This window comes from Pseudomonas gregormendelii (assembly GCF_017114825.1).
In the GTDB taxonomy this organism is placed as follows: domain Bacteria; phylum Pseudomonadota; class Gammaproteobacteria; order Pseudomonadales; family Pseudomonadaceae; genus Aquipseudomonas; species Aquipseudomonas gregormendelii.
This window is the reverse complement of the sequence record NZ_JADEVO010000034.1, coordinates 1-20,272: the sequence shown is the minus strand read 5'-3', so window position 1 is coordinate 20,272 and position 20,272 is coordinate 1. Positions and strand designations below refer to the sequence as shown.

The following is a 20,272-nucleotide window of genomic DNA, read 5'->3' as shown; positions in this document are numbered from 1 at the left end:
CAGCTGTTTTTGGCCCGCCCCTGATGACGCCGGGGCGGGTTTTTTTTCCACATGACTGGAGCCCTGCCATGGACGCTCATTTGATCAACACGCTGGGCGACGAATTGTTCAACGCCTTGCGCAGCCGTCAGACCCTGGCGCCCCTGACCCGGCGCTACCCTCAGATCACCCTGGAACAGGCCTACCGGATTTCCTTGCACTTCCTGCAACGTCGCGAGGCACTTGGCGAGCAGGTGATTGGCAAGAAAATCGGGGTGACCAGCCGCGCCGTACAGGAAATGCTCGACGTGCACCAGCCAGACTTCGGTTTCCTCACCAATGCCATGCAGGTCGAGGATGGCTGCGAAGTCAGCCTCGCCCGTTACAACCTGATCCAGCCGAGGGCCGAGGGCGAGATCGCCTTTATTCTCGGCGAAGATTTACAAGGCCCCGGCATCAGCGCCGAGGACGTACTCGCTGCCAGTCAATGGGTCGTCCCCTGTTTCGAGATTGTCGACTCAAGAATCGATGACTGGCAGATCCGTATCCAGGACACCGTGGCCGACAACGCTTCCTGCGGCGTGTTTGCCCTTGGCGCCCAGCGCACCGACCCGCGCTCGCTGGACCTTGCCGCGGTGCACATGCAAATGCTTAAAAACGGCCAGCCGGCAGGCTCGGGACTGGGCTCGGCGGTACAAGGCCACCCCTGCGCAGCCGTGGCCTGGCTGGCCAATACCCTGGGCGAGCTGGGCATTCCGTTCCGCCGCGGCGAGATCATTCTCTCCGGTGCCCTGGCGCCGCTGGTGCCCGTAGTCGCCGGTGACCAGATCAGTCTTTCCATGAGTGGCCTGGGCGAAGCCAGCCTGCGCTTTGTCCCTTGATCACCCTGCACGCCCTTCCCTTTCTCCCTTCCTGGAGCCAAAGACCATGAACAAAAAGATCAAATGCGCGCTGATCGGGCCGGGCAACATCGGAACCGACCTGTTGTACAAATTGATGCGCAGTGACGTGCTGGAACCGGTGTGGATGGTGGGCATCGACGCCACCTCCGAAGGCCTCGCCCGGGCTCGCGAGCTGGGCCTGAAGACCACGGCCGAGGGTGTCGACGGATTGCTGCCTCATGTGCTGGAAGACCAGATCCAGATTGCCTTCGATGCCACTTCGGCCTACGTGCACGCGCAAAATTCGCGCAAACTCAATGCCTTGGGCGTGTTGATGATCGACCTCACGCCAGCAGCCATCGGCCCGTATTGCGTACCGCCGGTCAACCTCAAGGCTCAACTGGGCCTGGGCGTCATGAACGTCAACATGGTCACCTGCGGCGGCCAGGCCACCATTCCGCTGGTGGCGGCGGTGTCCAGCGTGCAGCCGGTGGAATATGCCGAAATCATCGCCACCGCCGCTTCCAAATCAGTCGGCCCCGGCACCCGAAAAAACATCGACGAATTCACCCGTACCACCTCCAGGGCAGTGGAAAAAGTCGGCGGCGCGAAGAAAGGCAAGGCAATCATCATCATCAACCCTGCCGAGCCGCCGCTGATCATGCGCGATACCGTGCATTGCCTGACAGTCACTGAGCCCGACCAGCCGGCGATCACGGCCGCTATCGAGGCCATGATCGAGCAAGTGCAGCGCTATGTGCCCGGCTACAAGCTGGTTAATGGCCCGGTGTTCGACGGCAATCGGGTGTCGATTTTCATGGAGGTCGAAGGCCTGGGCGACTACCTGCCCAAGTACGCCGGCAACCTCGACATCATGACGGCTGCGGCGGCACGCACGGCCGAGATGTTCGCCGAGGAAATCCTCAAGGGCGAACTCGTTCTGCAAGCCACCGGCTTAACCGCCAACGCATAAGGAAAAGACCATGGATCTTCGCGGCAAAAGCATTACCGTCCACGACATGTGCCTGCGCGATGGCATGCACCCCAAGCGTCACCAGATCAGCCTGCAACAGATGAAGGACATCGCCTGCGGCCTTGACGCGGCCGGGGTGCCGCTGATCGAAGTCACCCACGGAGACGGGCTCGGCGGCAGTTCGGTGAACTACGGCTTCCCGGCCCACACCGACGAAGAATACCTGTCGGCGGTAATCCCGCTGATGAAAAAGGCCAAGGTTTCTGCGCTGCTGCTGCCGGGCATCGGCACAGTCGATCATCTGAAAATGGCCCATGAACTGGGCGTCAACACCATTCGGGTGGCCACCCACTGCACCGAGGCCGATGTCAGCGAGCAGCACATCTCCCACGCCCGCGGCCTGGGCATGGACACCGTCGGTTTCCTGATGATGGCTCACATGAACAGCCCCGAGGGCCTGGTCAAGCAAGGTTTGCTCATGGAAAGCTACGGCGCCAACTGCATCTACCTGACCGACTCGGCGGGCTACCTGCTGCCCCATGAAGTCAGTGCACGTGTGGCGGCGATGCGGGCAGCCCTCAAGCCAGGGACCGAGATCGGTTTTCATGGCCATCACAATCTGTCGATGGGTGTGTCCAACTCCATCGCCGCGATTGCCGCCGGGGCCAACCGCATCGACGCCGCCTGCGCGGGCCTCGGTGCTGGCGCAGGTAACACGCCGATGGAGGTGCTGGTGGCAGTGTGTGATCGCATGGGGATCGACACGGGTGTCAGCGTATTCGGGATCCAGGACGTGGCCGAAGACCTGGTGGTGCCGATCATGGACTTCCCGATCCGCAGCGACCGTGATGCCCTGACCATGGGCTACGCCGGGGTCTATGGTTCCTTCCTGTTGTTCGCCAAGCGCGCCGAGAAAAAATATGGCGTGTCGGCCCGGGAAATCCTGGTCGAAATGGGTCGCCGCGGCATGGTCGGCGGCCAGGAAGACATGATCGAAGACACCGCCATGACCCTCGCCCGCCAGCGGCGGCAGGCGTAAAGATCCCACAGCCCGCTCCGACGCTTTCGCGGGCAAGCCCTCTCCCACAGGTTAAGTGATGTACGCAGGTTTTGTGTACGACACCGAAACTGTGGGAGCGGGCTTGCCCGCGATGAGGCCATGCCCGTCGCCCTCTATGCCAACTAGCCCACCGCTTTCACAAGCAGTTTCTGTCAACGCCAATCGGCGACGATGCCGTGCTCCAGCGCAAACGGCTGCGCAGCAATGGTCCGCCGTTGAAACCCGGATGCCTGTTCCGCCGTGGCCAGCCACAGCATCACCGCCGCCGGCACGTGGGGTGGAGCGCTGCCCGCACGCAGGGCGATCAGGCCTTTCTCGCCGATGGTCGCCTTGAGTGCCTCTGTGGTGACTACGCCAGGATTGAGCGTATAGGCGCGCACGCCAGCCTCCCCCAGTTCAGTGGTCAACACCCCGGACAATCGCGACACTGCCGCCTTGCCGGCCCCGTACGCATAACCCCAGCCGCCCTTGCCCGCAGCTACCGGTGGGTCGCTTTCGCCGGCACCGGAAGTGACGTTGATCACCACCCCGCCCCCGCGCGCCACCATGTGCTCGGCAACCGCCTTGGTCAGCAGGAACGGGGTGAGAATGTAGCCCTGGAACATCCGTTCCAGGGTCTGGGCCTGCAGGTCCATGAATCCGGCATTAAGGTCACTGCCCTGGTAGATCGCGTTATTGATCAGCACGTCGATGCGCCCGTACTCGGCCAGCACCGCCTGGCAGGCGGCCAGGGCCGAGGCGCTGTCGAGCAAGTCCATCGGCACGACGAGCACCCGGCACCCCAGATCACGCAAGGCCTGCGCAGTACCATTGAGGCTGCCGGCCAGGGGCGCCCCGGCGGCGTCGCGCAGGGCATGCTCATGTTGTTCCCCCTCGTTGAGGGTACGGGCGCTGATCGCCAGGTCGAAGCCGGCGCGGGCGAATGCCAGCGCCGCCTCACGGCCGATGCCCCGGCTGGCGCCGGTGATGAATGCCACTTTGTTCATGCAAGTTCCTTTTTAGAAGCGCGTGGCGCGGACCATGGCGTCCATGCCGCCATCGACGAACACGACACTGCCATGAATAAACGAAGCCTGGGGCGATTGCAGGAAGGCAACTACTGCGGCAATTTCCGCAGGTTGTCCGGCACGACCCAGAGGTGCGACAAATTCGCGGGTAGCCTGGCCAAAACGCGAATCGTCCAGCGAGGCCTGGTGCAATGGCGTTTCAACCGCACCCGGCGCGACTACGTTCAAACGCATGCCCTGCTTGCCCCAGCTCACCGCCAGGCTACGGGCATGCTGGCTGATGGCACATTTGGAAGCAGCATAGGCGACGTGCGGTTGACCGAGGTCGTTGGCCAACTCAAGCGCCCGGGCCTCTTCACCGGCGATCATCGCGTCGGTCATCGGCTGGCCATCGGGCCCGGAATGAGTCGCCGCCACCGAGCCGATCACCAGCGCAGCCGGCTGTTGGCCCTTGGCCAACGCTCCCTGCAGGCCGTCGAGCAACTGGCTGACGCCGAAGTAATTCACCGCAAGGATCAAACCGCAGTTGGATGCCGTGACACCGACCCCGGCGCAACAGATCAGCCCATCGAGGACCCCACCGCTGAGTTCAAGCACTTGCCCGATGGCGGCCTCACGCCCTTGCGCAGTGGACAGGTCGGCGATCACTTCGGCGTTACTGCGATCGATCCCGATGACCTGATGCCCGGCGGCGCGCATGGCCGCAGATACGGCCGCCCCGATTCCCGAGGCGCTGCCGGTGATGGCTGTAATTGGCATGGTGATTCTCCGTGATTGGTCCGCCCAGTATCGACAGGGCGATCACGGGACGGCATCGTCTGTGCGGACTAAAAATGTGCTGCGTGAATGTTAGCTACGCCGGGCGGCGAATGGCCCGGCGAAGGGTGGGCAGGATCAGGCCTGACGGTAGATCGGCACGGCCAGCCGCAGCGGCGGCACCTTGATTTTTTCGGCCACCTTCAACGCGAGTTGCGGCTTGCCCAAGGCAACCACGCTGTTGAGCATGATGCGCACCAGTTCCGTCTGGCGTCGCACTCCGGTCTTGGAGAAGATGGAGCGCAAGTGTGCCCGCGCGGTGTTGCGCCGGATATTGAGCACTTCGGCAGCTTCCTCCAGGGACAAGCCGTTGGCGAGTTCCATGGCCAGGGCGGTTTCGGCCTTGGTCAGGTTGAACAGCTGCTTGGTCACCACTTCACTGGCCAGGGATTTGCTCGACGCATCGCGGATATACACCAACGCCGCCGGTTGCCCCTTCTCCTCTGCCCAGTCCAGTGATGGAATCGATTCGACGACCACGCCGAGGTTGACCAAGCCGGATGGACGCGTCACCGACATGGCCTCGGCGCTTTTTGGGGCATCGGGACAGAACGCGCCACGAATCAGGCGTTGCAACTCACGGTTATCGCTGGGATACGTCGCCTCAAGGCGTCCGCCCACCAGTTTCAAGCCATCGGAACGGGAAAGGATTTCCTGGGCCACGGGATTGATCTGCAACACACTGCCGCTCTCGTCGAGCACCAGGGTCGCCACCGATAACCGGCTGATGGCCTGGGAGTACAACTCGCTCAGCGATTCACTGCGGTCTCGCAAGTTATGCAGTTGGGAGGCACGTCGCAGGTGAGGCAGGAAGCTGGCGCACACTGCGCGGTCGTGGGCAGAGAAGTTGGGAGCCCGTTTGGGGCGAGTCATGCGCAAGCGCAGTTTGCCGCCGTCCGGTGTGGAAATATCGGCACACATTAAGTGGTACACGTCATAGGGTTCGCAGAACATTTTGTAGTAGCCGTTCTGCTCCCATTGCGTTGCGCTCATGAGGTCGTCCACGGTGAACACATGGTCCAGCGGCTGGTTGGAGAACGGCGAATCGATTTGCGGGTAGGTCATGTAGCAGATATCACCGGCGCCTTCGATGTCACCGACGATGATCATCACGCCGGTTTCGGGTTGCTCCGGCACCCGCAGGATCAAGGTGACGTAGTTGGCACCGTAGAGTTTGAGAAAGCTTCGAAGGGCGTGGGCCATCAGCTTTGGATCCAGGGCGCCTTCGTAGATTTCGCCCACCAACTGGTTGTAGTGCGTGAGATCGAGGCCAAGACTGGCCAGGGCCTGGTGCGTCAAGTCAGCGTTTTGCATAGTCTTATCTCGCTCGGGTAAGGACTGCGCCCTTCCCTTGTTATTTTTATAATTTCGGCTGGGGGAACCCGGGTTCCCCCTCATTCGACTGCAACTTCTCAGCCAGTTTCCCTAGTGTGTGCGGACTCCACAATAGGTCGGACAGGTTTATTTTTCGCCTCCTCGATCACGCTCGGCCGGGCTGTTTTTCAGACGAAACTGCCCTTGTAACGGCACCGGCTGGCGCATTCTGTCGGCGACCAACGGCCGCCCACGATTGAACCAGGCGGCCAGCGCCGGAAGGAGGAAAATTGCCCCCAGCACGTTGACCAGAAACATGAACGACAGCAACACACCCATGTCAGCCTGAAACTTCAGCGGTGCGAACGCCCAGGTGCACACGCCAATGGACATGGTCACGGCCGTGAATACCGCCGCCGTGCCGCGTTGGCACATGGCCTGGTAGAACGCCTCGCGCAGATTGGCTCCGCGCAGCATTTCGTGCTGAATACGTTCGTACAGGTAAATGCCGTAGTCCACGCCCACTCCGACACCCAGAGCCATGACAGGCAAGGTGGAGACCTTCAGGCCGATACCGAGCATGGTCATCAGTGCGTTACACAGAATCGCGACAATCGCCAGCGGCACCAGAATGCACAACACCGCGCGGATGGATAAGAAAGTCAGCCAGCAAAACAGTGCCACTGATCCAAACAACGCCCCGAGCATGATCACTTCCGCACGCTTGACCGCCTCGTTGGAGGCCGCCATAACCCCCACGTTGCCACCCGCCAGGAGGAACTCGACTTGCGGCGAGCTGACTTCGGCAATGATCCGCCTCGCTTCAGTGATCGCATGGCTGACCGTGCTGCCTTCGTGGTCGGTGAGGAACACCAGGATCTGCATCTGCTGGCAACCGTCGGTGACCAGGCCATCATCCGGCATATAGGCCCGAGCGCCCTGACTCAGGCCGCGGGGTGATCCCGGTATCGCCGCCCAGCGCGGATTGCCTTCGTTGTTGCCAGCAATCACCCGTTTGCCCATGTCCGCCACGCTTTGAATCGACTGCACACCCGAGACGGTACGCATGCGGAAATCGAAGGCTTCCACCGCGCGCATCACGGTAGGCGACAAGCAGCCCTCTTCGACACCCTTGACCTGGACGAACACTGACATCACATCCAGCCCGATGGAGTAGCTGCTGATGATCCTGGCGTTGTCCTGGTTGTAGCGCGAATCAGCGCGCAGTTCCGGCGCGCCCGCGCCGATATCACCCACTGCCAGGTCGCGAGCCTTGTAGGCCCCGGCCGCCAGCAGCAACAGACTGACAACAAATACCCCAAGGGCAGGCCCAGGCTCGGCCAGTGCCGACAAGCGCCACCACAGGGGGTGCCTGCCCGCCGGCCGCGATTGCGCCCGACGCAACAGCGCAGGTTCCAGCCGCAGGTAGGAAATGATCACCGGCAGCATCAGTTTGTTGGTGATGATCATCAACATGACACCGATGCAGGCCGTCACGCCCAATTCGTGAACGATCGGAATGTCGATCATCATGATCACTGCGAAGCCCAGGGCATTCATCAGCAAGGCCAGCGAGCCCGGGATAAAGATCTTGCAGAACGCGGAGCGCGCCGCTTCCTTCGACGTACTGCCGGCCAGCACGTCTTGTTTCCAGGCGTTGGTCATCTGCACCGCATGGGACACGCCGATGGAGAAAATCAGGAATGGCACCAGGATCGACATCGGATCGATCCCCAGGCCCAGCAGCGGCAGCACACCCAGCAACCAGACCACCGGCAGCAACGCGACCAGCAACGCCACTACTGTCAGGCGCAGGGACCGCGAATACAGCCACAGCAGCAACCCGGTGATGACGAAGGCCACCACAAAGAAACCGATCACCGTGTTCAACCCTTCAACCACATCCCCCACCAGTTTGGCGAAGCCGACAATGTTGATCTCGATATTGGGGCTGTTGTACTTGCTGCGGACCTCTTCCAGACGCTTGGCGATCTCGACATAGGACACCGGCTGGCCAGTCTTGGGATCGACGTCCTGCAAGTCGGCGCGGACCATGGCCGACTTGAGGTCGTTGGCCACCAGACGACCGACCTGCCCGGAGGCCGCCGTGTTGCTGCGCACCTGCGCCAGGTCTTCTGAAGTACCGCTGAAACGCGGAGGCACTACCACATCACCGAAGAACCCTTCTTCGGTGATTTCGATATAGCGCACATTCGCGGTAAACAGCGACGTCACGCTGGGGCGACTGACCCCGGAAATGAAAAACACGTCGTCGGTGACCTTGCGCAGGGTCTCCAGGTACTCGTTGTTGTAGATGTCGCCTTCGCCTTTCCAGCGCACGCTGACCAGGAAACGGTTGGCACCCGTGAAGTAGCGGCTGAACTGGAGAAAATTGATCATGTACTCGTGACGCACCGGGATCTGTTTGTTGAAACCCGGATCCAGTTGCGTATGGGTGGCGCTGTAGCCAAGGCCCAGCGTCACCAGGACGAACAACACCAGCAGCCCCTTGCGCCAGGCCATCAGGTGGTCGGCGCACGTTTCGACGCAGCGCGTCACCCAGTGTTTAGCTTGATTCATTGACCGCCTCTCATTTACTGGGTGGCCTGTGTGGCCACTAGGGCAGCGACGCTGCCACCTGAGCCCTGCAACACGCCGCGCTCGCCACCTACCAGCAGTCGCGAGCCCACCATCGTCGCCGAGGTCAACGTGCCAAGACCGGCCAGGCGTCCGACGCCGACGAGCGCGCCCTGTGCATCCAGGCGTACCACCGAACTGCCGGCCCCGACGATCACCAGGCCGGAGTGATCGGGCAGTAACACATGGCCGTACAACGGCAGTTGGTTACCGAGCTTGATCTGGGTCCAGCTGTCGCCGAAGTCGTGGCTGACGAACACATGCCCGCGCATGCCGTAGGTCACCCAGTTGTTCGCACTCAAACGCACAATGCCGAACAGCGAACCGCTGTAGAACGCCGGCAGGGGCTGCCAGTGCTGGCCGCTGTCGGTAGTACGCAGCACCAGGCCCTGCTCGCCCACCAGCATGCGTCGACCATCGTTGCCACCTGCCATGCTGTTCAGGTGCGCGCTGTCGATGTCCAGCTGCCGCGGTGCCCAGGTTTGTCCGCCATCCAGAGATTGATAAAACTTGCCGAAGCTACCGAACGCCATGACGCTGTCGCCACCGCCGGTCCAGATGCCAAGCAGCGGCTCGCCCAGATCGCTGTCGTAACGTATTTCCTGCCAGCTGCTGCCGGCATCCTCGGAACGCAGGATCCAGCCATCATGTCCCACGGTCAGCAAACGCTTGGCGTCAAGCGCCACCACTGCAGTCAGTGTGGCATTGCGCTGCGTTGCGACGCTGGCTGGCTGCCAACTGACGCCCTGATCATCGCTGAGCAAAATGCTGCCACGTTCGCCCACGGCCACCACTCGGGCGCCAAGATTGAGCAGGCCGTTGATCTGCACCCGGTCCGGGCGCGTGGCCAACAGTTCTGCTTGCGGAGGGGATTTGGGGGAAAAGGTGTAGCCAATGGTCAAGGCGACCACCAGGCAGACCGCGTAGCCGATCACCGAGCGCATGAGCAACGCTCCTGTTCGGGGACGGCGTGGATAAGGCAAGTCATAGGGCCAATCCTCTTGTTTTTGTCACGCACCAAGGCATGCGAGGCAATCGAGATGGGCGTTGCCTCTGGATCAATAGTCGGTGCAAGGAATGGGTGGCACATCGTCCAAATGGCTTATGCAACTGTGGGAGCGAGCCTGCTCGCGATGGTGGTAGACCAGTGGGCATTGATGCCGACAGGTATGGCCTCTTCGCGAGCAGGCTCGCTCCCACAGGAGATCACCGCTCATTGGATTGGGTGGCGATCAAGCCATGTACAGGATCACCAGGTCGTTGATCACCGACGGCCGGTCCTGGCCCACCACATGAATGTTGAGTTCCAGGGTGAGCTGGGTGCCACGGGCCAGGATTTCGACTTTTTTCACCCGGGCCCGCGAATGGATGCGCGAGCCGGCTGGAACAGGCGCAGGGAAGCGCAGGCGATCGGAGCCATAATTGATCTGAGTGGTGAAGCCGCTGATTTCGAAGCCCAACGCCAATTTCATCCGCGACTGCAGCACTTGCACCAGCGCACCATGGGCAATGGTGCCGCCGAATGGACTTTGCAGCCGCGCCCGCTGCGGATCGGTATGAATCCAGTAATCGTCCCCCGACAACCGCGCAAAGTCGTCGATCAGCGCCTGGTCGACCATCACCACATTGCTCCAGTCGCTGTATTGCTCACTGACCAGCGCCTGCAAGGCCGGCCCGTCGTTGAGGTCGACCTGTCGCGCGGGAAGTTGTGCCGCCGTTGAAGGCGCCGGCTCGCTGCCCATTGCGGGCAGCGGCTCAAGGCTCGCCGCATCCTTGTCAGTGCCGGTGAAGCGCAGCAGACGATTGCCCTTGGCGTCGACTTCGGCGAACACCGGCTGCAAGGCCATACCGATCTCGATTTCGTTTTCCTCAAGGCCGACCAGGTTGGTGTTGATGCGCACCCCTTCGGCCAGCTCGACAACCGCCAGTTTCTGCGGCATTTCATCCATGAAATCGGGCAAGGTCGCGATGCGTGTCACGGTATAGCTGTACAGCGTTGCTGCGCCGTCGACTTCGCGCCAGGCCAGGTCGTGTTCCAGGCACACAGGGCAATGTCGGCGCGGGTAGAAGTTCCAGTGTGCACAGGCATTGCACTGCTGGATCAAGAGTCGGCGAGCCTTCAGGCCCTCCCAGAAGGGCGCGGAGATCTGTGTCGCCACGGGCATCGGTTTGTTGTTGGACATGTGCTTATGCTCCCTGAAGTATCAATGCGCCCTGCTCACTCATTACGCCACCGGTGCCCGAGACGTAGACGCTGTCGCAGCGACCCAGTTGCCGTTCACCGGCAGTGCCAGCGATTTGCGTCACCGCCTCGATCACCTGGCTCATGCCACCGGCCGAGGCCGACTGGCCGAAACTCAGTTGTCCGCCATGGGTATTCATCGGAAAATCACCACGCCAGGTCAGGTCGTGTTCACGCACAAACGCCATGCCCTCACCCTTGGCGCAGAAACCGGCATCCTCAAGGGTCAGCAAGGTGGTAATGGTGTAGCAGTCGTAGATCTGCGCGGCATCGACGTCTTGTGGCTTGAGCCCAGCCATGGCAAAGGCTCGCTGGGAAGCCGGACCAATTGGCGTGTGCAGCATGTCCTGGGCATAGGACGGCGACTTGAATGCCAGGTGTTCGCCGAACCCGGTGATAAAGGCCGGCCGCTTGCGGGCCCGCGCGGCCACTTCCTTGTTGGTGATAATCATCGCGGCGCCGCCGGCCACCGGCATGACGATTTCCAGGACGTGCAAGGGGTCGGCCACCATCTTGCTGGCCAGCACCTGCTCGATGGTCAACGGCTGGCCATAGAACATCGCTTGCGGATTGGCCAGGGCGTTAGTGCGCTGGTCCACGGCAATTTTGGCCATGGCCCGCTGGTCGTAGTCGTAGTGCGCGGCATAACGCTGGGCGATCATCGCGTAGCCGGTGTTCTGACCCATGTGCCCGTATGGCAGATCGAATTCAGCCTCGGGCGCGCCGAATGCCGTGCTATGCCCGCCAAAGCGCATGGACCGGGCCATCCAGCCAGGATCCTCATCGGGCCCCAATGGCGCCATGCGTGCAGGGATCACGCACAGCACGGCCTGGCATAGCCCCAATTCGATCGCGGCGGCGGCGCGCCAGACCATACCGACCGAGGTGCAGCCCCCCAGGTCCACCACTTCGGCAAAGTTCAGTCGCAAGCCCAGGTACTCGGCAGCCATCGCCGGTACAAACACCGAGGCCTCATGAAAATGTGGACCGTTGATCACCAACCCGTCGAGGTCCGAGGCCTTGAGGCCGGCATCGCGCAGGGCCTGCGCTGCCAGGTCGGCCACCTGCTCGAGGTGAAACATCTTGGGTGCGGTCGAATACTTCTCCGGTTTGTACTGTGCGGTGCCAACAATGGCCGCATGCCCTTTGAGCCCCATTAGTGCCTCCATGCCGAAGCGTTACGCTGCGGCTTTTTCCAGTGTGTTGAGGTCCGGGCGCAGCAAGGCGGCCGCGGACCTTTGCGGTCGATCAGAAGGTGTATTTCATCGAGAATGTGGCGTAGTCGCGGTCAGCGAACGGACGGTCGATCGGGTCCGCCTCGCCCAGATAGGCGATGTATTTCAAGCCGACTTCCAGGTTGCTCAAGTATTTGAACGTGGTGCCCATGCTCAGGCGTCGGTCGCCCTGCACCCCGGAGATGCTTCCGGACATGGGCGTGGAGCCGCTGAAGACATTGGAGAAACTGAAGGGGACTTCCAGATCCCAGCCTTGGAAAACCCCCGGATAACTGAACGATGCGCCCACGGTGTAGGCGCTGGAAGATTTGGTGCGGTAGCCTGCACCGGTGCTGTAGGTGTAGTCATCGGAAGCCGCCACGAGAGATGCCACGGAAGGAAGGAGGTTTACACCCTGGAGGTTCGGCGCGGCCGAAGCGGCTTCGACGCTGTCGACCTGCACCCGGATGACTTCGGCGGTCAGCGTCGTCTGGCTGGCCCAGGGACGGTCCCCCAGGATTCGCAACGCTGACAATTGCATTTGCTGGCCCTTGCCCCTGGCCGGGACAGCCCCAAGACCTGTGTTGACCATCACCGGCGCACCGTCGCGATACGACCATTCGGCGCCGATCTGGGTATCGCCGAGCTTGGTCGAGGCACTGATGCCGGTCAGCTTGATGTCTTCGAAGTACTTGATCCGATAACCATTGATGGCGAAGGCGTTGAGGCCTCCGCCCACTGGCCGCGGGTCGTAGCCGACCAGGGCGGTGGCCGGATTCTTGTCGTGGTAATTGACGTGGAACAGCGACAGTTCGATGGCCTGTACCGGGCGGTAGCGAACCTGAACGCCCCACTGGCCACTATCGCGGGGTTCGTCGGTGCCGCGGTAGGCAACCTTCTGGCCGTTGGCATAGATGAATTCGCGCCCGGGCCCGACCACATCGCTGCTCGACAAGTAGCTGCCCACCGGCGGCAATTCAGTACCCTTCCATTCGTACTGCACGTAAGCGCCGAGGGTGATGTTGGGGTTGAGGCGGAAAGAGCCGGAGAACTGGCCCACCGGCAACAGAATCTCCTTCACTTCAACACCCGGCTGGGATGCTTTGACCGCGTCGGAAGGGTTCTGAACGCCGTTCACACCGGGGTAGAACAAACTCTCGCCCCAGGATTCGATGTGCCGACCGGCCTTGACGTCAAGCATGGTGTTGTTGTCAAAGCGCCAGCCGCTGAACACGTAGGCATCCAGCAGTTTGCTGCGACCACCACTGTAGTAACGGGTGTCACTGGTGAACTCGTCGTTGCTGCCGTTCTTGTTCACAGTGGCGGGCGAGTCGTTATCATTTTTGCGATGGTAGACATCGTCATAGAAGGTACTGCCCCGCACCACCGCGCCGTAGTTGTCCTTGCGCAGGATCATTTCACCCAGCGCCCCTACGCGGTTGGTGGTCAGGCTGCCACTGTCGAAGTTGCGGTTGGCATCGTCGGCGTTGACCGTCAGCAAGCGATCGCTCTGGCTGCCAGTACGCACACCGAGGCCGTAGCTGGTGGTCACCGACCAGTCGATGGTCGCGCCGTTGTCGAACTCGATGGTTTCACCGGCCCATACCGGTGTCGACACCAGCGCAATGGCCGCCGCCAGGCTGGTGACCTGAAACGCGCTTGAACCGATGACCGTAGAGTTATTGTTGTTTTTGTTGATCACACTGACTCCCCTGAAGGGCAACCGGTTGGCTGCCTGGAATGTTCAACACTGCTGCCGTGCCGTCCGCTCAAAACACTTTGAGCGATGTCACCGCGCACGCTCCCCTTACAGCACGCCGGTAGCGATATAGCCCCCGGTCCTCTTCCCGCTCCAGCGACCCTTCGGCCACCAGGTAGTTGGCATGGGCCAACGTTTCGCCAAGCGCCATCAGTTCGTCGAAACGACCCGACAGTTTGGGAAACAGCAAAGCCATCAGTTCGAGCACGGTGCGCGGCTCGTCACAGTTGGCCAGCATCAGTGCCAGATGCCCGCGGTGATGGTCCTCCAGCTGATCCAGGCGCTGATGCAAATTGAAGAACGGCCGCTCGTGTGCAGGTAGCACCAGCACACTGTCGGGCAGGCTGCGCAGGTGTTCGATGGAGTCGAGCCATTCGCGCAGTGGGTTGGCCAACGGCTCTGTGGCATGCACACCGACGGTGGAGGTGATGCGCGGCAACACCTGGTCGCCAGAGATCAGCAAGTCGTCATCGGCGGCGTACAGGCACGCATGCTCCGGCGAGTGACCGCGACCGATGACCACCTGCCAGGTACGACCGCCGATGTGCAGGCAGCTGCCCTCGCGCAAACGGCGGAAATGGTTCAGCGCAGCTGGCAGGAAATGCGCGTTGCTCATCACCGCGAACATCTCGGCACTCTGCTCATCGCTGACGCCGGCCTTGCGGTAGAAATCGAGAAGGTCCCAGCCCGGCGGTTGCTCGGCCGGAAACCTGACGTGCAGTGACTGGAATTCGCTGGCGGTCATATACACCGGGCAGTGGAAACGCTCCGACAGCCATGCGGCCACACCGGCATGGTCAGAGTGGAAGTGGGTACAGACCACCGCCAGCAGAGGCAGCCCGCCACACACGTCGCCGAGCACCCGGTCCCAGACTTCTCGGGTTTGCGCGGTGTTCATGCCGGTGTCCACCACTACCCAGCCGTCGGTGTGACGCAGCAGATAGAGGTTGATGTGATCCAGGCGAAACGGCAGCGGCATGCGCAACCACCACACACCCGGCGCCACTTCAAGCACCTGTCCGGAATCCGGCGGCTGTGGCCAGGGATAGCGCAAGCCGCTGCGCAGTTCGTGACCGTTGGCGTCGAGATCAGCCATGGTCGGCCACCGCGAAGGGCGCCAGGCCAGCCCGCTCCAGAGCTGCTTGCGAGTAAGGCACATAAGTGCGGGCCTGTTCGTCGCGGATGAACAATGGGTCGCCGCAACGCTTCGGGCAGTAGCCCTGGCGCTGCAGATCAACCTTGCGCAGCTTGAAGCTGGCCGTCAGGTCGGCCGTTTGGGTAACCCGCACGAACACCGGAGCCGCGTAGCGCGGCAGGCGCGCTTCAGTCACGGCATACAGTGCGGCCGGATCAAACACCTGGCCCGCCTGCATCTGGACCGCGGCCATGCCAGCGCGGCCTTCATGGCCCGGCACCTGCACCCCATAGATATTCACCAGCTCCAGGCCCTTGAGATCTCCCAGGGCGTCCGCCACTTCCTGGGTCGAAACGTTCTCGCTCTTCCAGCGATAGGTATCGCCGATGCGGTCGACGAAGTAGCAGTAACCCTCAGCGTCCTCGCGCAACAAGTCGCCGGAACTCCACCAGGCATCGCCTTCGCGCAACACATTGCGGCGGATCTTGCTCTCGGTTGCCTCGCTTGAGGTGTAGCCCTCGAAACGCCCGCCACCAATGTCCGGGTGGTCGACGATAAAGCCCATGGCCTCACCGATCTCCCCCACTTTGCAGACTTGATAGAAACCGTTTTCGTCCCGCGGATGGCAGTCGTTTTCGATGTCGTAACGCACCAGCCGCAAATTGGTCTTGTTCCAGTCCGGCACGCGTCCGCAAGAACCGAAATAGTTGTCGACGTTGATCACCGCCGCATTGGCTTCGGTGGCGCCCCAGCCCTCGAACACCTGGATCGGACCGAAGCGCTCCAGCCAGCGCTGCCAGGAATCCGGCGACAGCCCGGCGCCGAGCATGCAGCGCAAGCTGTGCTCGCGCTCACCGGCGCGCACCGGCTGATTGAGCAGATAGCGGCAGATTTCACCGATGTACTGGAAGATGCTGATCCGATGACGGGCCACGTCGTTCCAGAACTCACGCACGCTGAACTTGCGGCGCACCACGATGGCTGCACCGGCGCGCAGCGCGGTAGAGGTGACCGAAGTGGCTGCGGCGCCGTGGTACAGCGGCAGGCAGCAATAGAACACATCCTCACAGGTGGCTTGCAGGGTGACTTCCATCACATCGCCCGAGGACATCCAGCGCATGTGGCTGTAGCGCGCCGCCTTGGGCAAGCCGGTAGTGCCCGAGGTAAAAATAAGCAGGGTCGGCGCCTGCGCTTCGATGTGCGCGCGAATATCGCGTGGAAACGGCGTGCGCGGCGCTTTTTCCAGGCGCGCATCGAAATGCCCGTCGATCACCTTGGGCAGCGGTCCGCACCAGGGGTTTTCCGCGTCGCGTATCAGCCAGCATGGCAAGTCCGGAAAGCTTTCGGTGGCCTGTATATTGGCCAGGCATTCTTCACCGATCACCAACGCCTTGGCGTCGGTGGTGTGCAATGCATGCAGCAACGCACGGCCGTTTACCTGGGTATTGATGAAGGCCACCACCACCCCCAGCTTCACCAGGCCGAACCAGGTGCAGAAGAACGCCGGGCGGTTTTCCATGGCCAGGGCACAGACATCACCGGCGCGCAGGCCGTTGGCGTAAAAAGTGTGGGCCATCTGATTGGCCCGGGCATCTACTTCCTGGTAGCTCAGCGCCTGGTCGCCGTAGATCAGAAATGTGCGTTCACCCTGCTCGCGCGCCTGTTGCTCCAGGCGGTCCGCCAGGGTATGCCGATCACCCGGCTTGATCAGCCCGGCCGCCGCCGAGCGCTGGTCAAGCAGTGCCTGGGTCTGCTCCCGTGGTACCGCGCGGGTCGGCAGGAGGTGGCTGACGTCATTCAGGTTCATCGCGCCACCTCCTGCGCATTCGCTTGATAAGTGGGGTAATCGGAGTACCCGGCGCGACCCGGTGTATACAGGGTCTTGCGGTTGAAGCCACTCAAAGGCAGGCCATGCTTCAAGCGCTCCACCAGATCGGGGTTGGCAATAAAGTGACGGCCAAACGACACGGCAGCCCCCTCGCCCGACGCGAGAGCGGCACTGGCCGAGTGGCCGTCGAAACCATCATTGAGAATCAAGGCATGGGGACTGTGGCGACGCGCAAGGGCGAAGGCATCGAGGTCGGCCAGAGGCGAGCGCATGATGTGCAGGTATGCCAGCCCTAACGGCGCCACGGCTTCACACAAGGCGGCCGCCGTACCTGCGGGATCGCGGTCGTCAATGTCGTTGTAGGGATTACCGGGGCACAGGCGAAAACCGACACGGCCAGCGCCGATCGCACTGGCCATGGCCTCGATGACTTCCTTGGCGAAACGCACCCGCCCGGTCAGGTCGCTGCCGTAGGCATCGCTGCGCTGGTTGCTGCCTGAGGCCATGAACTGCATCGGCAGGTAACCGCTGGTGCAGTGCAGTTCGACACCGTCGAAGCCCGCCAGGCGCGCATTCAGTGCGGCCTGACGGTAGTCTTCGATGACCTCGCCAATGCCTTGCAGGCTCAGCGCCAGCGGCTCGTCAGTGTCCACCAGGCCGGCGGCGTCGCTGAACACCTGTGTGCGCGCACGCAATGCCGACGGCGCCACCGTGGCCGCCCCGACTGGCTTGTTGTGCCGGCTGGCGGCACGACCGACATGCATCAGCTGCAGGACGATGCGCCCGCCCTCGGCATGCACCGCCTCGGTGACACGCCGCCAGCCGACGATCTGCTCATCGTTATAGATGGCCGGGGTGCGACAATAGCCCAGACCGCTCGCGGAAGGCGCGGTGCCCTCGGCCACGATCAACCCGGCGCCGGCCCGCTGGCGGTAGTACTCGACCATATCGCTGCCGGGTACTGCATCGGCAAGGGCGCGGCTGCGCGTCATGGGGGCCATGACGATGCGATTGGCCAGTTGCAGTTCGCCCAGGGCGACCGGCTCGAACAAGACGCTCATTGCAATTCCTCAGCTTCTTATTGTTTTCAGGCTTTTCCAGGGCCTGCCACAGCGTGGGCAAACCCTGACAGGCCAGCGAATATGGGCTGAATGATTGACCGTGAGCACATGCGAAACATCGTCCGACAAGACTAGGTCGGCGATCCTGCAGAACAGGAAGGTGCGCAGAGCAAAAATGGTCTGAATGGACGATGAGAAAAACCCGTTACACGCCGAGCATCGCGTCAACTAGAACAAAACCGGGAGCACCCGCAGTGAATCAATCCCCCCCCGTGACATGGCGAACGCACTACGCGCTGTTCGTGCTCGCCAGCATCTATGTGTTCAACTACATCGACCGTCAGCTCATGGCGATACTGATCGAACCGGTGAAGCTCGAATTCGGCATTTCCGATACCGGCATCGGCCTGCTTTCGGGGGTGACCTTCGCGGTGTTCTATACCGTGTTCGGCTTTCCGCTGGGACGCCTGTCGGACCGCATCGGGCGCAAGCCGGTGATCGCCTTCAGCTGCATTGCCTGGAGCCTGATGACCATGCTCTGCGGCATGGCCGGCAACTTCCTGACCCTGGTGCTGGCGCGGATCGGTGTGGCAGTCGGCGAGGCCGGAGGCACGGCGCCGTCGGTGGCCATGGTCTCGGATTTGTACCCGGCCAACCGCCGATCCACTGCACTGTCGGTGTTAATGCTCGGTTCCAGCCTGGGCGCGATTGTCGGCCTGGGCCTCGGCGGCTGGATAGCCCAACACCACGGCTGGCGTTACGCTTTCCTGCTGATCGGCGCCCCCGGGATCTTCCTGGGCCTGCTTCTGCTGCTGACCGTACGTGCGCCCAAGCGCGTTGTGCCGCTGGGTCAGGTCGTGGCGCAACAGGAAGGCTGGCTCAAGACGCTAGTGGAACTGTTTCGCATGCCCTCGTTCCTGTGCCTGGTACTCACCGGCGGCGCGGCGGCGATTGCTGGCTACGCCATCGGCACCTGGAGCCCGAGCTTCCTCATCCGTTCCCACGGGCTCAACCTGCAAGAAGCCGGATTCCTGGTAGGCGTGGTGGGTGGCACCGGTGCGACTGTCGGCACCCTGGCCTGCGGCATCCTTACCGACCGCATGGCGCGGCGCGATGTCGGCTGGCAAATCGGTGTGCCATTGGCAGGTACGCTGATCAGCATTCCCTTTGCTCTTTCGTACTTTCTCTGGCCCCAAGGCACGGCCTTCTACATCGGCAGCATCGCCGTTCCACAGGCGTTTGTGTTCTACAGCGCGTTCTCTTTTTTTGGTGTCTGGTGGGCAACACCGTGCCTGAGCGCCATCACCCACCTGTTCCCGGCCACACGGCTGGCACAGGCCACGGCCATTTTTGTGATGGCCATGACCCTGCTGGGCGTCGGTATCGGGCCGCTGTTTGTAGGCATGCTCAGCGATTTCTTCGTGCCGACCTTGGGCAGTGAATCCCTGCGCTATGCCCTGGCTTCGTCGGTGTCGATGCTGGTGCTGGCCTGCGTGTTCCTGACCCTGGCACTGCCGCGCTATCGACAACAGATGAAGGACCCTGCGGCGCATCTCACCGCGGTACGGCCCGTGGCGGCCTGACCACCTCCGCGCACCACCACGCCGCTGCAACCTTGCCAGGTTCCAGCGGCATTTTTTTCGGTTTACCTGTCAGTAAGTTCCCCCTTCAAACCAAAAAGGGCCTGCCTCCCGTGCCCGGAAGCAGGCCCTTGCGCCAGCGTGTAGAGCCTGCAGGCCGTCAGCGTAGAAATGCGGGTTGTCCAGGCCGGGTTTGCCATAACGCAGCGGATCGCCGTCCGGGGGGCGCACCTGCCCACCGCCAGCGACCCGCACCGCATGCCCCGCTGCGATATTCCACTCCATGGTGCGTCCCAGGCGCGGATAAAGGTCCGCCTCCCCGGCAGCCACCAGCCAAACAACTTCAATAACCGCCGTTTCGGCATGCACCACGGCCACACCCTGGAAGTCGACGTCAACGGCAGCGCCACCTACGAGGGTCACTGCGTCAAGCTCCATAGCGAGTGGCGCATTCGCCGTACCGGTTACAAACGCCTACTGGAGATGATCGGGGCGCTTGATCCGCAATGGTCAATCACCTCTGCGCCGATCAACTGACTTTCCCTTTGCAGGGGCTAGCCTGCTCGCGATGGTCCTGGACGATATCGCGTTAAACCAGATGGCCCGCGGCGCCCTCGGGTTTTTCGCGAGCAAGCTCGCTCCTACAGGGAACGAACAAGAATGTCTAGTCCTGAAATAGGTTTACACCTGTTTCACCCCAACGCCCGATGCACCGCATCGGGCGTTTTGTATTTCAAGGACAGGTGCGGGCGCTCCTGGTTGTAGATTAGGATCGCCTCTCTCACC

General features: G+C 62.1%; 17 protein-coding genes. 5 read left to right on the top strand and 12 right to left on the bottom strand.

Going from position 1 to position 20,272, the window contains the following annotated elements:
• Positions 1–68 precede the first annotated feature (68 nt).
• Genes IMW75_RS20835 through dmpG form a run of 3 tightly spaced genes read left to right on the top strand, consistent with a single transcriptional unit; the run spans position 69 to position 2,872 of the window.
• Positions 69–860, top strand: a complete 792-nt coding sequence (locus IMW75_RS20835; protein ID WP_205893613.1) for a fumarylacetoacetate hydrolase family protein — start codon at positions 69–71, stop codon at positions 858–860.
• Positions 861–906: 46 nt separating this feature from the next.
• Positions 907–1,833: an acetaldehyde dehydrogenase (acetylating) gene (locus tag IMW75_RS20830; protein WP_122839829.1), complete on the top strand. Its 927-nt coding sequence runs from the start codon at positions 907–909 to the stop codon at positions 1,831–1,833.
• Between the two features lie 10 nt (positions 1,834–1,843).
• A complete protein-coding gene (dmpG, locus tag IMW75_RS20825) occupies positions 1,844–2,872 on the top strand; it encodes a 4-hydroxy-2-oxovalerate aldolase (RefSeq protein WP_045058530.1) in 1,029 nt (342 codons plus the stop codon).
• 173 nt (positions 2,873–3,045) lie between these two features.
• Here the strand turns inward: dmpG and IMW75_RS20820 are convergent, their stop codons facing one another.
• The 11 genes from IMW75_RS20820 to IMW75_RS20770 all read right to left on the bottom strand — a co-directional run bounded on the left by IMW75_RS20820 (position 3,046) and on the right by IMW75_RS20770 (position 17,906).
• Complete coding sequence (locus tag IMW75_RS20820; protein ID WP_205893612.1) at positions 3,046–3,879, bottom strand: SDR family NAD(P)-dependent oxidoreductase; 834 nt, start codon at positions 3,877–3,879, stop codon at positions 3,046–3,048.
• Between the two features lie 12 nt (positions 3,880–3,891).
• Entirely contained in the window at positions 3,892–4,659 is a 768-nt protein-coding gene (locus tag IMW75_RS20815) for an SDR family oxidoreductase (protein WP_045058532.1), read from the bottom strand.
• A 135-nt stretch (positions 4,660–4,794) separates the two neighbouring features.
• The gene (locus IMW75_RS20810) at positions 4,795–6,030 is read right to left on the bottom strand and encodes a helix-turn-helix transcriptional regulator (protein WP_045058533.1); all 1,236 of its coding nucleotides are present in this window, start codon (positions 6,028–6,030) and stop codon (positions 4,795–4,797) included.
• A gap of 147 nt (positions 6,031–6,177) precedes the next feature.
• Positions 6,178–8,610 carry an efflux RND transporter permease subunit gene (locus IMW75_RS20805; RefSeq protein ID WP_205893611.1) on the bottom strand — a complete coding sequence of 811 codons (2,433 nt, stop codon included), beginning with the start codon at positions 8,608–8,610 and terminating at the stop codon, positions 6,178–6,180.
• A gap of 14 nt (positions 8,611–8,624) precedes the next feature.
• Positions 8,625–9,611, bottom strand: a complete 987-nt coding sequence (locus IMW75_RS20800; RefSeq protein WP_045058535.1) for a WD40/YVTN/BNR-like repeat-containing protein — start codon at positions 9,609–9,611, stop codon at positions 8,625–8,627.
• A 288-nt stretch (positions 9,612–9,899) separates the two neighbouring features.
• Positions 9,900–10,850 (bottom strand): bifunctional OB-fold nucleic acid binding domain-containing protein/MaoC family dehydratase, encoded by a 951-nt coding sequence (locus tag IMW75_RS20795; protein ID WP_205893610.1) that lies wholly within the window; start codon positions 10,848–10,850, stop codon positions 9,900–9,902.
• A 4-nt stretch (positions 10,851–10,854) separates the two neighbouring features.
• Positions 10,855–12,066: a thiolase family protein gene (locus IMW75_RS20790; RefSeq protein ID WP_205893609.1), complete on the bottom strand. Its 1,212-nt coding sequence runs from the start codon at positions 12,064–12,066 to the stop codon at positions 10,855–10,857.
• Between the two features lie 91 nt (positions 12,067–12,157).
• Entirely contained in the window at positions 12,158–13,825 is a 1,668-nt protein-coding gene (locus IMW75_RS20785) for a DUF1302 family protein (RefSeq protein ID WP_205893608.1), read from the bottom strand.
• A gap of 67 nt (positions 13,826–13,892) precedes the next feature.
• Complete coding sequence (locus IMW75_RS20780) at positions 13,893–14,978, bottom strand: MBL fold metallo-hydrolase (RefSeq protein WP_045058539.1); 1,086 nt, start codon at positions 14,976–14,978, stop codon at positions 13,893–13,895.
• Positions 14,971–16,824 carry a long-chain-acyl-CoA synthetase gene (locus IMW75_RS20775; RefSeq protein ID WP_205893607.1) on the bottom strand — a complete coding sequence of 618 codons (1,854 nt, stop codon included), beginning with the start codon at positions 16,822–16,824 and terminating at the stop codon, positions 14,971–14,973. Before IMW75_RS20775 ends, IMW75_RS20780 begins: the two co-directional genes overlap by 8 nt.
• Positions 16,821–17,906, bottom strand: a complete 1,086-nt coding sequence (locus IMW75_RS20770) for an alkene reductase (protein WP_205893606.1) — start codon at positions 17,904–17,906, stop codon at positions 16,821–16,823. The genes IMW75_RS20775 and IMW75_RS20770 overlap by 4 nt, the downstream gene beginning before the upstream one ends.
• Positions 17,907–18,160: 254 nt before the next feature.
• On the opposite strand from IMW75_RS20770, the gene IMW75_RS20765 reads away from it, so the two are divergent.
• Positions 18,161–19,489 (top strand): MFS transporter, encoded by a 1,329-nt coding sequence (locus IMW75_RS20765; RefSeq protein ID WP_205893605.1) that lies wholly within the window; start codon positions 18,161–18,163, stop codon positions 19,487–19,489.
• 69 nt (positions 19,490–19,558) lie between these two features.
• Here IMW75_RS20765 and IMW75_RS27005 read toward each other — a convergent pair whose 3' ends face one another.
• A complete protein-coding gene (locus IMW75_RS27005) occupies positions 19,559–19,771 on the bottom strand; it encodes a hypothetical protein (protein ID WP_237142307.1) in 213 nt (70 codons plus the stop codon).
• On the opposite strand from IMW75_RS27005, the gene IMW75_RS27000 reads away from it, so the two are divergent.
• Positions 19,685–20,023 carry a hypothetical protein gene (locus IMW75_RS27000; protein WP_336512437.1) on the top strand — a complete coding sequence of 113 codons (339 nt, stop codon included), beginning with the start codon at positions 19,685–19,687 and terminating at the stop codon, positions 20,021–20,023. The genes IMW75_RS27005 and IMW75_RS27000 overlap by 87 nt on opposite strands.
• The last annotated feature ends 249 nt before the right edge of the window (positions 20,024–20,272 follow it).

Bases quoted from the DNA above. Each gene is read 5' to 3' on its own strand.
- IMW75_RS20780 (WP_045058539.1), bottom strand. From the start codon at position 14,978: ATGGCTGATCTCGACGCCAACGGTCACGAACTGCGCAGCGGCTTGCGC.
- IMW75_RS20810 (WP_045058533.1), bottom strand. From the start codon at position 6,030: ATGCAAAACGCTGACTTGACGCACCAGGCCCTGGCCAGTCTTGGCCTC.
- IMW75_RS20805 (WP_205893611.1), bottom strand. From the start codon at position 8,610: ATGAATCAAGCTAAACACTGGGTGACGCGCTGCGTCGAAACGTGCGCC.
- dmpG (WP_045058530.1), top strand. From the start codon at position 1,844: ATGGATCTTCGCGGCAAAAGCATTACCGTCCACGACATGTGCCTGCGC.
- IMW75_RS20820 (WP_205893612.1), bottom strand. From the start codon at position 3,879: ATGAACAAAGTGGCATTCATCACCGGCGCCAGCCGGGGCATCGGCCGT.
- IMW75_RS20815 (WP_045058532.1), bottom strand. From the start codon at position 4,659: ATGCCAATTACAGCCATCACCGGCAGCGCCTCGGGAATCGGGGCGGCC.
- IMW75_RS27005 (WP_237142307.1), bottom strand. From the start codon at position 19,771: ATGGAGTGGAATATCGCAGCGGGGCATGCGGTGCGGGTCGCTGGCGGT.
- IMW75_RS20775 (WP_205893607.1), bottom strand. From the start codon at position 16,824: ATGAACCTGAATGACGTCAGCCACCTCCTGCCGACCCGCGCGGTACCA.
- IMW75_RS20830 (WP_122839829.1), top strand. From the start codon at position 907: ATGAACAAAAAGATCAAATGCGCGCTGATCGGGCCGGGCAACATCGGA.
- IMW75_RS20790 (WP_205893609.1), bottom strand. From the start codon at position 12,066: ATGGGGCTCAAAGGGCATGCGGCCATTGTTGGCACCGCACAGTACAAA.
- IMW75_RS20795 (WP_205893610.1), bottom strand. From the start codon at position 10,850: ATGTCCAACAACAAACCGATGCCCGTGGCGACACAGATCTCCGCGCCC.
- IMW75_RS20770 (WP_205893606.1), bottom strand. From the start codon at position 17,906: ATGAGCGTCTTGTTCGAGCCGGTCGCCCTGGGCGAACTGCAACTGGCC.
- IMW75_RS20800 (WP_045058535.1), bottom strand. From the start codon at position 9,611: ATGCGCTCGGTGATCGGCTACGCGGTCTGCCTGGTGGTCGCCTTGACC.
- IMW75_RS20835 (WP_205893613.1), top strand. From the start codon at position 69: ATGGACGCTCATTTGATCAACACGCTGGGCGACGAATTGTTCAACGCC.